Origin of the sequence: Phyllobacterium zundukense (assembly GCF_025452195.1) — a bacterium.
Classification (GTDB): Bacteria; Pseudomonadota; Alphaproteobacteria; order Rhizobiales; family Rhizobiaceae; genus Phyllobacterium; species Phyllobacterium zundukense_A.
Genome location: NZ_CP104972.1, coordinates 763,959 through 776,921 on the forward strand (window position 1 = coordinate 763,959; position 12,963 = coordinate 776,921).

The 12,963-nt window shown below is 56.5% G+C and carries 8 protein-coding genes; 7 read left to right on the top strand and 1 reads right to left on the bottom strand.

Annotation, left to right across the window (positions count from 1 at the left end; translation table 11 throughout):
- Nucleotides 1-31: 31 nt before the first annotated feature.
- From N8E88_RS11260 to N8E88_RS11270, 3 genes are all read left to right on the top strand, one after another.
- On the top strand, nucleotides 32-1,456 hold the full coding sequence (locus tag N8E88_RS11260) for a malonyl-CoA decarboxylase (RefSeq protein WP_262291815.1): 1,425 nt from the start codon (nucleotides 32-34) through the stop codon (nucleotides 1,454-1,456).
- Entirely contained in the window at nucleotides 1,453-2,976 is a 1,524-nt protein-coding gene (locus N8E88_RS11265) for a malonate--CoA ligase (RefSeq protein ID WP_262291816.1), read from the top strand. Before N8E88_RS11260 ends, N8E88_RS11265 begins: the two co-directional genes overlap by 4 nt.
- Before the next feature lie 124 nt (nucleotides 2,977-3,100).
- Nucleotides 3,101-4,453, top strand: coding sequence for an SLC13 family permease (locus N8E88_RS11270; RefSeq protein ID WP_262291817.1), 1,353 nt, complete (start codon nucleotides 3,101-3,103; stop codon nucleotides 4,451-4,453).
- A gap of 1,198 nt (nucleotides 4,454-5,651) precedes the next feature.
- Here N8E88_RS11270 and N8E88_RS11280 read toward each other — a convergent pair.
- Nucleotides 5,652-6,791 (bottom strand): helix-turn-helix domain-containing protein, encoded by a 1,140-nt coding sequence (locus N8E88_RS11280; protein WP_262291818.1) that lies wholly within the window; start codon nucleotides 6,789-6,791, stop codon nucleotides 5,652-5,654.
- A gap of 850 nt (nucleotides 6,792-7,641) precedes the next feature.
- Here N8E88_RS11280 and N8E88_RS11285 point away from each other — a divergent pair.
- The 4 genes from N8E88_RS11285 to N8E88_RS11300 are packed head-to-tail and all read left to right on the top strand — an operon-like array spanning nucleotide 7,642 to nucleotide 12,930.
- Entirely contained in the window at nucleotides 7,642-8,655 is a 1,014-nt protein-coding gene (locus N8E88_RS11285) for a UDP-glucuronic acid decarboxylase family protein (protein WP_262291819.1), read from the top strand.
- Nucleotides 8,655-9,641 carry a UDP-glucose 4-epimerase GalE gene (gene galE / locus N8E88_RS11290; protein ID WP_262292415.1) on the top strand — a complete coding sequence of 329 codons (987 nt, stop codon included), beginning with the start codon at nucleotides 8,655-8,657 and terminating at the stop codon, nucleotides 9,639-9,641. The genes N8E88_RS11285 and galE overlap by 1 nt, the downstream gene beginning before the upstream one ends.
- On the top strand, nucleotides 9,638-11,485 hold the full coding sequence (locus N8E88_RS11295; RefSeq protein ID WP_262291820.1) for a glycosyltransferase: 1,848 nt from the start codon (nucleotides 9,638-9,640) through the stop codon (nucleotides 11,483-11,485). The genes galE and N8E88_RS11295 overlap by 4 nt, the downstream gene beginning before the upstream one ends.
- Before the next feature lie 14 nt (nucleotides 11,486-11,499).
- The gene (locus N8E88_RS11300; RefSeq protein ID WP_262291821.1) at nucleotides 11,500-12,930 is read left to right on the top strand and encodes a UDP-glucose dehydrogenase family protein; all 1,431 of its coding nucleotides are present in this window, start codon (nucleotides 11,500-11,502) and stop codon (nucleotides 12,928-12,930) included.
- The last annotated feature ends 33 nt before the right edge of the window (nucleotides 12,931-12,963 follow it).

Sequence of the window (12,963 nt, forward strand, 5' to 3'; positions counted from 1 at the left end):
ATTGAGCAATCCTGCGGATCGGAGTCATACGATGACGGGTACGACCTTCTTCAGCGATATGGTGCAGACAATAACGGAGCGGGGCCGAAAGCTGTGGGCCTTCACCCCGCGTGAGGAACGGCTCCCCCATGGCATTTCGGGTCTTCAAGGCCTGTGTGAAAAGCTGCTATCGAGCCGCGGCGAAGCGTCCGGCATGGCGCTGGCCGCAGAAATCTTGCAGCAATGGTCGCGCTTGAGCGATGAAGAAGAGCACAAGTTCATGGTACTGCTGTTCGACAAGTTCGGACCGGATTCAACAAGGCTTGACGCAGCGATTGAGACCTATCGTGCCGCTCGGACCTCACGGGCAGTGCTTGAACTTCATCAGGCCGCCGAACCGCGCCGGCAGGAACTGATCCGGCGCCTCAATCTTGCGCCGAGCGGCATATCCACGCTTGTCCGCATGCGTGAGCGGCTGTTGAGCCTTAAGGCCGACACGCCAGATCTTGAATCCGTCGATGCCGATTTTGCCCACCTCTTCGCCTCCTGGTTCAACCGCGGTTTTCTGATCCTGCGCCCGATTGACTGGTCAACACCCGCCGATATTCTGGAAAAGATCATCCGCTACGAGGCGGTGCATGAGATCGGCAACTGGGATGAATTGCGCCGGCGGCTCGCACCTGCCGACCGGAGATGTTTCGCCTTTTTTCATCCGCAACTCGCGGATGACCCGCTCATCTTCGTGGAAGTGGCGCTGACGAAGGCTATTCCCGACAACATCTCCGACGTCCTCGACGAGACGCGCGCGCCCATTCAGGCACAGGATGCGAGAACCGCCGTTTTCTATTCTATTTCAAACTGTCAGGCGGGCCTGCGCGGCATCTCCTTTGGCAATTTCCTCATCAAGCAGGTGGTGGAAGATTTGCGCCGGGACCTTCCCAAGCTGGATACGTTCGTCACACTCTCACCGGTTCCGGGATTTTCTGGCTGGCTGACACGTGAGCGAGGCAAGGAGCACTCGGATATACTGAGTACGGCCGATCAGGCCACCCTCGCCGCGCTGGACGATGCCGAATGGGCAAATGATCCGGTAAGGTCAGCGGCCGTGAAGACTGCCTTGATGCCCGCCGCCGCATCGTATTTCCTCAATGGGCGCACAGCAGATGGACGCCCGATCGACCCCGTTGCCCGTTTTCACCTTGGCAATGGTGCGCGGCTGGAGCGGATGAATTTTCTTGGCGACACGTCAAGCCGTGCGATGCGGCAGGCGCACGGCCTCATGGTCAACTACCTCTACAAACTCGACGACATCGAAACCAATCACGAAGCATTTGCCCAGCGCAACGAGATCGTGGCAGCACCGGCCGTCAAGAAATTGCTGCGCGACGACAGGCCGGGCCGCAGCCTTGCTCCCGCGAAGGGGGCGAAAAACAAACAGCCGGACAAGAGCAAAGCGACAGCAAGGGTGAATTCATGAGCAATCATCTGTTTGATGCCATTCGTCGTTCAATCGCTGCCGATGACGCCATCTTCATCGAAACCGCGAAGGGTCGCTGGACCTATGGCGACATGGTTGAGTGGTCCGGCCGGATCGCAGGCGCCATCGACACGCTCGGCGTGAGGCCCGGCGATCGCGTTGCCGTTCAGGTGGAAAAGAGCGCTGAGGCGCTGATGCTTTACCTTGCCTGTATCCGCTGCGGGGCTGTCTATCTGCCCCTGAATACGGCCTATACACTGGCCGAGCTTGATTATTTCATCAGCGATGCGGAGCCGCGTCTTGTCGTGGTCGACCCGAAGACTGCAGACGGCATCAGGACGATCGCGTCCAAATATGGGGCGCTTGTCGAAACACTGGATGAACGCGGCGGCGGATCGTTGGTCGAGCTCGCAAATGATGAGACACCGGATTTTGTTGAAGCTGACAGAATGGCCGATGATCTCGCCGCTATTCTTTATACCTCTGGTACAACCGGCCGGTCGAAAGGGGCGATGCTTACCCATGCGAACCTGTTATCGAATGCCTTGACCCTAAGGGATTACTGGCGCTTTACGCCGAAGGACCGGCTGATCCATGCACTGCCTATCTTTCACACCCATGGACTTTTCGTTGCCACCAATGTCATTTTAACTTCCGGCGCATCGATGTTTCTTTTGCCGAAGTTCGATCCAGCGCAGATCCTGGCATTGATGCCGCGTGCTACAACTTTGATGGGTGTTCCAACCTTCTATGTCCGCCTGCTCCAGCAGGAAGGACTGAACCGCCAGGTCGTGGCCAATATGAGGCTGTTTATTTCCGGCTCAGCGCCGCTTCTGGCCGATACCCATCGCGCGTTCAAAGAACGCACCGGCCACGCCATCCTCGAGCGCTATGGCATGACGGAAACCAACATGAACACTTCCAATCCCTATGACGATGAGCGGATAGCCGGGACTGTCGGCTTCCCGCTTCCAGGTGTCACGGTACGCGTTAGCGAACCCGAAACCGGCGAGATCCTGGGGCAAGACGAGACCGGCATGATTGAAGTGAAGGGGCCGAATGTCTTCAAAGGCTATTGGCGCATGCCGGAAAAGACAAAAGCAGAATTCCGCGACGATGGTTTCTTCATCACGGGGGATCTCGGCAAAATAGACCCGCAAGGCTATGTACACATCATTGGCCGCGGCAAGGATCTGGTGATTTCCGGCGGCTACAATATTTATCCAAAAGAAGTCGAGAGCGAGATCGATCAGCTTCCCGGCGTTGTCGAATGCGCGGTCATAGGCGTGGCCCACCCTGATTTCGGCGAAGGGGTAACTGCCATTGTGGTCAAACAGTCCGGGTCAAGCCTTGATGAACAAGCTATTCGAGATGCGCTTGGGGATCGTCTTGCACGTTACAAGCAGCCAAAACAGATTATCTTTGTTGACGACCTGCCGCGCAACACAATGGGCAAGGTACAGAAAAACGTCCTGCGCGAGCGGTATTGCAACCTTTATACCGGTCGCACGAGTGCATGACTGAAGCGAGCAGGTTGCTGTCGGGAGGATGACAGCCGCGAACGAGGCGTAAGGGGAGCTCACGCCACATCAATGAGGAAAAGACGGCCGTCGTCTGGCGCGCCGTAAAGGGAGGGTTATTGTCGTGAATATCGAAATTTTATCCATTCTTGTGCTGATTGGCATGTTCGTTATTGCAACCATGCTGCCCATCAATATGGGTGCGCTTGCCTTCGCGGCAGCCTTCATCGTCGGTTCCCTCATCATGGGACTGTCATCCAATGATATCTTCGCCGGTTTCCCGAGCGATCTCTTTTTGACGCTCGTCGGCATTACCTACCTGTTTGCAATTGCCCAAAATAACGGAACGATTGACTGGCTGGTCGAGAAGGCCGTCCAGCTGGTGCGCGGACATATGGCACTCATACCCTGGGTCATGTTCCTGGTCGCAGCAATCATTACAGGCTTTGGTGCGCTCGGTCCGGCGGCTGTTGCGATCCTCGCCCCGGTGGCCCTGCGCTTCGCCGCGCAATATCGCATCAGTCCGGTCATGATGGGCTTGATGGTCATTCACGGTGCGCAGGGCGGCGGTTTTTCGCCAATCAGCGTTTATGGCGGCATCACCAACCAGATCGTCGAGAAAGCAGGCCTGCCCTACGGACCAACGACGCTGTTTCTATCAAGCCTGTTCTTCAATCTCGCTATTGCGATTGTCGTCTTCTTCGTCTTCGGTGGCTGGAAGAGCCTGCGTGAGCATGCCGCCGCATCGGGGCCGGATCCGGACACGCACTTGGCGGGAGCATCGCGCGCTATTGTCGGCCATGGCGGTACGCCCGCCTCTCCGGCCTATCACCGCAGCGACGTTTCACCCTCCGGCGCGTACATTCCATCGAGCGAGGGCCTCACTCGCGAACGACTGCTGACGTTGATCGGTCTGACAGCGCTTGCCATTGGTGCCCTGGTATTCAAATTCAACGTGGGCCTCGTGGCCATCACTGTCGCTGTCGCCCTGGCGCTGGTGTCGCCCAAAACCCAGAAAGCTGCGATAGACAAGGTCAGCTGGTCCACGGTACTGCTGATTGCCGGCATCATCACCTATGTCGGCGTGTTGCAAAAAGCCGGCACGGTAGATTATGTGGCATCGGGTATTTCAGGGTTGGGAATGCCGCTTTTGGCTGCACTACTCCTATGCTTTACGGGTGCGATCGTTTCGGCCTTCGCCTCCTCGACCGCATTGCTCGGCGCGATCATTCCATTGGCGGTCCCCTTCCTCATGCAGGGACATATCAGCGCCATAGGTGTCGTCGCCGCCATCGCGATCTCGACCACGATTGTCGATACGAGCCCATTCTCGACCAATGGTGCTCTTGTCGTGGCCAATGCATCCGAAGGCGAGCGCGATGATGTCCTGCGCAAGCTGCTCATCTATAGTGCATTAATTGCTATCATTGGCCCCATTGTTGCCTGGTTCGTCCTTGTCGTCCCGGGCATTATCTGACGATAGACACGGGCAAAATGGCGGGGGCGTCCCCCTTCCCGCGCCTCACCTGTTGCAAGGATTGCGGGGGCCAAGGACCTTCACGACGTTGGCGTACGTAAGGGCCGAAGTCAGCGACCTGCGATGGGCAAGAGTATTTCGAAAGGAGCGCCATCCGCCCTTGCCGTCTGTTCCACTTGAGACGTTATGCGACTTTCGAAGCACAGATCGGGGTTGTTGAGAGCACGTCTGCATATGCCCAATTCTGGACGTGGCACCGTTCGCAAAGAGTCCGGCGAACCGATTGACGTGCAAACCCCGCGCGCTAACACAGCAGCCGTGTTTCTGAAAGAACGGTCAAGTGTAATCGGTTGCCGTCAATACCCAATACCGCTGCAACTGCCACGCTCCCAGAAAATCCTATGGCTGACAGCACGGTTCCGTCGCGGAAGGCAGAGACAATCGCGGCTTTTGAAATTCGCATTCCTCGTCGGTGATGCCCTTTGCCGTCGATCTGCAAGCATGATTCGAGTGAATTGATCCGGAATCAGTCATCCTATTCGTTGCTCATGTGTAGCCTTGCGGTTACCTATCTCACAATCGCATCATGCTCCGTATACGTAGTTACCGATTTTAGGCCACAGTAGATGCAGCTGCCTGAGTTGCATGTTCGAGAGCTTTCCATCCAACCGGCGACCGCGCATTAGGACGATACCGATTGGCCTCCTTCAGCGCCCGGCGATAACCGTGGTTAACGATGCTTGTGCCAATAGCGGTCATAGTGAAGCTCATAGGAGTTGGAATGATTTCGGAGCACGTACCGCGAACATCAGGGGCCTGTTTGCAGGCGAAGTTGATTGGCGCCGCGCGAACCCCAAAATATTAGGCTCATTTGGCCGTGCAAAGAGGTCTGCGGTATTGTTGCGCTCGACGCCCATCACGATCGATACGAGGAGCCACGTCAAGTCCGTTGGCTATGTCGGCGACATCACACGCGACTTCATCACTATGGGGAAACATATTCATCGTTAAATCGACGATCTGAGATAGCCAAAGCGGCTCCCCGCCGACCGCTCGTGGCTCTGGTCAGGCACGGCTTTTTATCTGCGCATGTTTGGTGCTGCCGTTCGTCTTGTGGCATTCCTTCAAAGAGCGAAATCTGGGGTCAAACCGCCTGCAAATGCGGTCCGGTTTAGGGCGTTCTGGTTTCCAACGCAGCTCAAGAGAGCCCAAGTGTTCGCAGCAGGCTGTCGAATGTGATCTTTTGCTTCTTATCCGTTTGCCAATCACGGCGCGAATGGTCTCCGGAGGCACGCTTGTGTATGTTGCTAGGGCTATACCCGAACTGCTGCGTGAAAGCGCGACTAAAGTTTGCTGCCGAATCGAAACCGATTGCTAAACCAACTTCGGCAATCTTTCGGGTATCTGAGGGATCCGCCAACATTGCATGAGCTGCGGACAAGCGCCGGCGGCGAATATAGTTCGCAACACCACCGGACATTTCGAAAAGTTCATAGAGCCGTGTCCTCGAGATCGCCAGTTCCCGGCCGAGAGCATCGGGTGTCAGGTTGGGCGAGGCAAGATTGCTGAGAATAAAGCGTCGCGCTCGCGCCATCAATCCTATCTGCGAAATCTGATCGTTGCCGCCACCACGGTCCACTAATGGTGTGATCGTGTCGAAAACCATTTCCCGCAAGCGGTCCTTGACACCTGGAAGATCGTCATGCGTGAAGCGATCGAGGTTGGCTTCAACGCTCGACAGATGATCGATCAGCAAATTGGCTCTGTGTCCACCCAAAACGACGTTGTTGCTTGCCGTCGTCAAACCACCTCGATCAGTGAACACGTCGACCGGAACGATCAAACTGACGGAATCGGTTGCCAACGCTCGCCCGCTAAACGGATGGCCGAGCGAGCGAATTTCAATCATGCCTGGCTCATTTTGCGCTACACGTCCATTCATGCCGGTCCAGGTACGGCCGGCACGGAGAAAAGTGATCTGCCAATGGTCAATCGGACTGAATCGCACCATGTTTGGCGAGCGTTCATAGCTGAAAGCCGCAACGGTTTGTTGCACGAACAGCATACCGCCCAAATTCCACACAGCTTGCCGGGCGACAAATCCATCCTCGGGATCAACATCGTCCGGCAGGCGCGTATCCGACAATACCGCCATGTGCTCGTGCCAGGCACGAAACTGCTTGCAAGGCGCAAGGGACTCCGTCTCAAAAAGCAGCGGAATCAGGGCGGTCTTCTTGGTCTCTTCCTCACCAAGGGGATCTTGCGACACGCGTGGCCAGCGACGTCGTTCTTGGGAAACGGGCTCTGAATCGAAGTCATCATCATTATCGGACATCATTGCCCCCAGCCAAGACGTGAATTGCCGAAAGCTGGCGCCTTATAGTCGGGATAGTCAGCATCCCAAAGCCCTCTGCCAAATCTCCGAAAAGATGGAAATCCCAATAGATCAACCCCCGCCCACATCATGCTGACGGTTAACCAATTCAAAAAAATTACAATGCACAGAGTCAGGAAATCCACTTGTAGCATGTTCAACCGCTCTTTTAATTTGAATTGCTCGTTATTTTAAGGCGCCGATTCAGAGGCCGGCACCGAAGGTTTTCGCCATCGTAGAACTGTGCATTGTGGCACGGCGAATCAACAGCGCGCTTTGCCGTTCGCCCTCGATCCTGAACCACCATGAACGGACATGCCAGTTCAATTGCCATTCAGCTATACGCCAATGGCTGCAGCTGCATTGATTCTTGGCTTGGGCGTCTGACCGCTTTTTAAGGCCGTCGCTGTGTGAACGGTTAATTTGACGGCGAACCTCAGTCTCGATCTGCGCCTGCAGGCCTGTGACCGTCGGTTCATCGCGATGGTGATGGTGCGGACAACAAGTGCCGTTCAGTGAATCTGAACATGGTCCAGTAATTCAAGTGGATTTCAACCTTCTTTTCCAACGCGGAATGCAATCTGTTAGCCATCCAATCCACGACGAACGCCTGTCGATAGCTGCAAAAATGAACGTATTGAATAGTTTTCGGATTCCTCGATATCGCAATGCTGCAACCCCAACGATATTAAAAGCCATCAAATTCGCTTCAGTAAGAAAGCCGGTAAAGCTCTGTCAGTGTCAGTAGTTTTTACGCTCCTTCTTTCTCATGAAGCATTGGCGCAACTATTATTCCTTTTGTTGGGAGAGTTATGTGAGCATCGTCTTCAATTCGTCAAACTTTCGCTCTGATCGCGCCTCCAAACGGCGGGTTCTTGTTGCAGGTGGCGCAGGATTTCTAGGATCTCATCTTTGTGATCTTCTATTGCGTGAAGGTCGGACCGTAGTCTGTGTGGACAATTTTTCCACGGGACGGATGGAAAATTTACGCCACCTCCTGCGCTTTGACACGTTCAGCTATGTCCGTCACGACATCGTCGATCCGATCGATCTGCCGGTAGACGAGATCTACAATCTCGCCTGCCCGGCGTCGCCGCCGCACTATCAGGCCGATCCGATCCATACGATGAAGACCAACGTGATCGGTTCACTCAATCTTCTCGAGCTCGCCGCACGTTATCAGGCGCGGATTTTCCAGGCTTCCACATCGGAGGTCTATGGCGATCCCCACGTGCATCCTCAGCCCGAGAACTATTGGGGCAATGTCAATTCCTTCGGTCCGCGCTCCTGCTATGACGAAGGCAAGCGTTCCGCCGAGACGCTCTTCTATGACTTCCATAAGCAGCATGGCGTCGACATTCGTATCGTGCGCATTTTCAACACGTATGGACCGCGCATGCGTCCAGATGACGGCCGGGTGGTATCCAACTTCATCGTCCAGGCACTCAAGGGCGAAGATATCACCGTTTATGGCGACGGATCGCAGACCCGCTCCTTTTGTTATGTGGATGACCTGATCGAAGGCTTTCACCGGCTTATGTACAGCCCTCGGGCCATTCACACGCCGGTCAATATCGGCAATCCCGGTGAATTCACCGTACGTGAGCTGGCCGAACAAATTGTCGCCATGACGGGCTCGTCATCCAAAATCGTCTATCACCCTTTGCCGACAGACGATCCGCGCCAACGCCGGCCCGATATTACGCTGGCAGAGCGGGAGCTCGGTTGGGCACCGAGCATTGCGCTGACGGAGGGCCTGAAGTCGACGATAGCCTATTTCGAACGCCAGTTGGCGAGGCCGAATGCGGAACTCGCAGAGGTGGCATGATGAGCGGGCAGAACGTACTCGTTGTCGGCGGCGCGGGCTTTATTGGAAGTCATACCGCCAAGCTCTTGTCCAGGCAGGGTTACGAGCCCGTCGTCTATGACAATCTCTCGACGGGGCATCGCGCATCCGTGCGCTGGGGAACTTTCGTCGAAGGCGACATTCTCGACACGCAGCGGCTCATCGAGGTCGTCGGGGACCACGATCCGATCGCGGTGATCCATTTCGCCGCCTCCGCCTATGTTGGTGAATCTGTCGAGCATCCGGCAAAGTATTACCGCAACAATGTGAGCGGGACGCAGTCGCTGCTGGAAGCTTGCCGTCTCGCCGGCGCACGCAATGTCATCTTTTCATCGAGCTGCGCAACCTATGGCGTTCCGGATCACCTGCCGATCCGCGAAGGCGAGACGCAGCGCCCCATAAACCCATACGGTCGCACCAAGCTGATCGCGGAGCTGATGCTCGCCGATTATTCGGTTGCTTATGATCTGCGCTATGTGGCGCTGCGTTATTTCAATGCATCCGGAGCGGATATCGACGGAGAAATCGGCGAAACTCACGATCCCGAAACGCATCTCATTCCGCGGGCCATGATGGCGGCCGCGGGCAGCATCGACTTTCTGGAAATCTTTGGCAACGATTATGACACCCCGGATGGCACCTGCATCCGAGATTACATCCATGTCGCCGATCTGGCACGCGCGCATGTGCTGGCAGTCGAACATCTCGTCAACGGCGGCAACAACCTGGCCGTCAATCTGGGCACCGGACACGGCACCTCTATCAAGGAGATTCTCGATGCGATCAGGCGCCTGACGGGCCGTAACGTACCAGTCGAGATGCGCGCTCGCCGTGCCGGCGATCCCCCGGTGCTTTATGCCGATCCGGCGCTTGCAGCGGAAAAACTTGGGTTTCAGGCGCTTTATTCCGATCTCGATACGATCATCCGCACGGCTGCTCCCTTCTTTGGGCTGGAGGTGCGGACATGAAAACACATCCGATAATACCGGAGACTACCCCAGATGAACCCTTGATGGTTCCGGTTTTTACCGGCTGGCGGCGCGCAGAATATCTGCTTGGTGCAGCGTTGTGGGCCGCAGCAATTTTCTACTTTTGGCGCTGGTGGCTTGAACCTGCCAACCATGTGAGCCTTGCAGGCTCCGCTCTGGTTACGGCTATTCTGGCCTGGGTGACGTTGCTGCCGGCATATTTCATCGTCCTGTTCTTCCGCGCGCGCCGCCCGAGTGGCCCGTTGAAACTTCCGGCAGGAAGCCGTATCGCCATGGTGGTAACAAAGGCGCCCTCTGAACCTTTCGAGGTAGTGGCCGAGACATTGCGCGCCATGCTGGCCCAGGACGTACCGCACGACACCTGGCTTGCCGATGAAGATCCTTCTCCGGCAACTCTCGCCTGGTGTGAGAAGCATGGTGTCTTCGTTTCCACGCGCAAAGGACGCGCGGATTATCACCGCACGACGTGGCCGCGCCGCACGCGCTGCAAGGAAGGCAATCTCGCCTTCTTCTACGACCATTACGGTTATGGCGTTTATGATTTTGTGGTGCAGCTCGATGCCGACCATGTGCCGGATTCAGATTATCTGTTTCAGATGCTGCGTCCCTTCGCTGATGCGGCTGTCGGTTATGTCTCCGCGCCCAGCATTTGCGATCGCAATGCACATGAAAGCTGGTCGGCGCGCGGACGTCTTTATGCAGAAGCCAGTATGCATGGATCGCTGCAGGCCGGCTACAACAACGGTCTAGCCCCGCTTTGCATCGGGTCGCATTATGCGGTTCGTACGGCGGCATTGAAGCAAATTGGCGGCCTTGGCCCGGAATTGGCGGAAGATCATTCCACCACTTTGATGATGAATGCCCATGGCTGGCGCGGCGTGCATGCGCTCGACGCCATCGCACATGGCGACGGACCCCGCACCTTTGCCGATCTCATCACGCAGGAGTTTCAATGGTCGCGCAGCCTGATGATGATCCTGCTGCAGTATTCGCCGCGGCTTGTCGGTAATTTGCCGCCGCGACTGAAATTCCAGTTTCTGTTCTCGCAATTCTGGTATCCCCTGTTTTCTCTTTTCATGGCGCTGATGTTCGTCTTGCCGATCATTGCGCTGGTGGTCGGGGATAGCTTCGTTGCCGTCACCTACCCCGCTTTCCTCAACCATTTTATGCCCCAGGCGATCATGTTGATCGTGCTGGCCTATCGCTGGCGCGCTTCCGGCACATTCCGCTCGCATGACGCGAAAATACTCAGTGTCGAAATGACCCTGTTTTTATTCGCGCGCTGGCCCTGGGCGCTGGCCGGAACGCTGGCGGCGCTGCGCGATTGGTCAACGGGTTCATTCGTGGATTTCCGTGTCACACCGAAGGGAGCCTCCGAAGTGGACCCTTTGCCGTTGCGCGTGCTCGCACCCTACGGCTTCCTGGCGGTTCTCTCGATCCTGCCGGTGTTACTCATCCCGGACGCCGGTGACAACAGCCGTGGCTTCTACGTCTTCGCCATCGTCAACGCCGTGATCTATGCGCTGCTCCTGTTCGTTATCGTTCTCCAACATGCGCGCGAGAATACGGTTCGCTACCGCACGTGGTTTTATCGCCCGGCGCTTGCCGCCAGCCTGCTTGCTCTTGTGGCTCTGCCGAGCTTTGCGACCGCCGAAAGGGGACGCGACGGCATCGAGGCGCTTGCATGGGGAACCCAGAGTTTTTCCCTGTTCGACGATCGCTTTGCAGTTGCCGGCGCAGGCGTCGGCGGCCGCGATGTCCACAAAACCATCTTCAATCCGCGTTGGCGCACCAACGTTCCCGACAATTCAAACCAGCAATAAAGGCAATCAAAAAAATGAAGATCGCAGTCATAGGAACCGGCTACGTTGGGTTGGTCAGTGGGACTTGTTTCGCCGCCTGGGGCCATGAGGTTGTATGCGTCGACAAGAACGCCCAGAAAATAGACGGCCTCGAACGCGGCATCGTGCCGATTTACGAGCCCGGTCTGGATGAATTGGTGGAGCGCAATTCTGCGGCGGGCCGTTTGAGCTTTACGTGCAATTTGGCCGAAGCGCTGGCGGGGGCATCGGTCGTGTTCATCGCGGTTGGCACGCCGCCGCGCGCCGGTCACGGGGATGCTGATCTGTCGTTCGTTTATATGGCCGCGCGGGAACTGGCGCCGCTGATTGACGACGGTGCGGTTGTGGTCGTGAAGTCCACCGTTCCGGTGGGCACAGGCGATGTCGTGCAGAAGATCATTGGAGCGGCACGCCAAACCGGCACTTTCTCGGTTGCGTCCAACCCTGAATTCTTGCGAGAGGGCGTCGCTATCAGCGATTTTCTGGAGCCCGATCGCGTCGTGATCGGTGTCGAGGATGAGCGCGGGCGCAAGGTTCTCATGGAACTCTACGGTGCGCCTCTCGAAGCGCGCAGGACACCCATCGTGGTCACCCAGCGCCGGACTTCGGAACTGATCAAATATGCCGCCAATGCGTTTCTGGCGACAAAGATCACCTTCATCAATGAACTGGCTGATCTTTGCGAGCAGGTTGGCAGCAATGTCAGTGAGCTGGCGCTGGGAATGGGTCTCGATAAACGTATCGGAACAAGTTTCCTCAATGCCGGTCCGGGTTACGGTGGCTCGTGTTTCCCGAAGGATACGATGGCGCTTTTGCGCACAGCCCAGGACTACGGCGTGGCGGTGCGCATTGTAGAAGAAACCGTGACTGCCAATGAAGCGCGCAAGCGCCGCATGGCTTTGAAAGTCGTGGACGCTCTGGACGGTGATGTGGAAGGCCGGACGATCGCCGTTCTGGGTCTCACTTTCAAACCCGATACAGACGACATGCGTGATGCGCCGTCCGTTCCACTCATTGAAACCCTGCAGCGTTTCGGCGCCACTATCCGAGCCCATGACCCGGTGGGTATGGACAATGCCAGCCGCATCCTCTCGGATGTCGAGTTTTTTGACGATGCCTACGAATGCGCGCGCAACGCCGATGCCGTTGTTGTCATCACGGAATGGGACAGCATTCGCAAGCTCGACCTTGCGCGCCTGAAGAAGACTATGCGCCAGGCGGTGTTGATCGATCTGAGAAATGCCTTTGAACAGGGCGTTGCGGAAGAAATCGGCTTTCGTGTATCGGCTATCGGCCGATCAACGACGGCTCGGTATGACACGAGTACCTTCGCCGCGCTGCCTCATACGGCCGAACAAGTCCATCAAGGAAGAAAGCCGCAGGACGCTCATTTCGAGATGGCGGGAGGTTCCAGTGGCAATCTCTAAATCTGAAAAGGTTCGATTCCGGCCGGGCTTGCG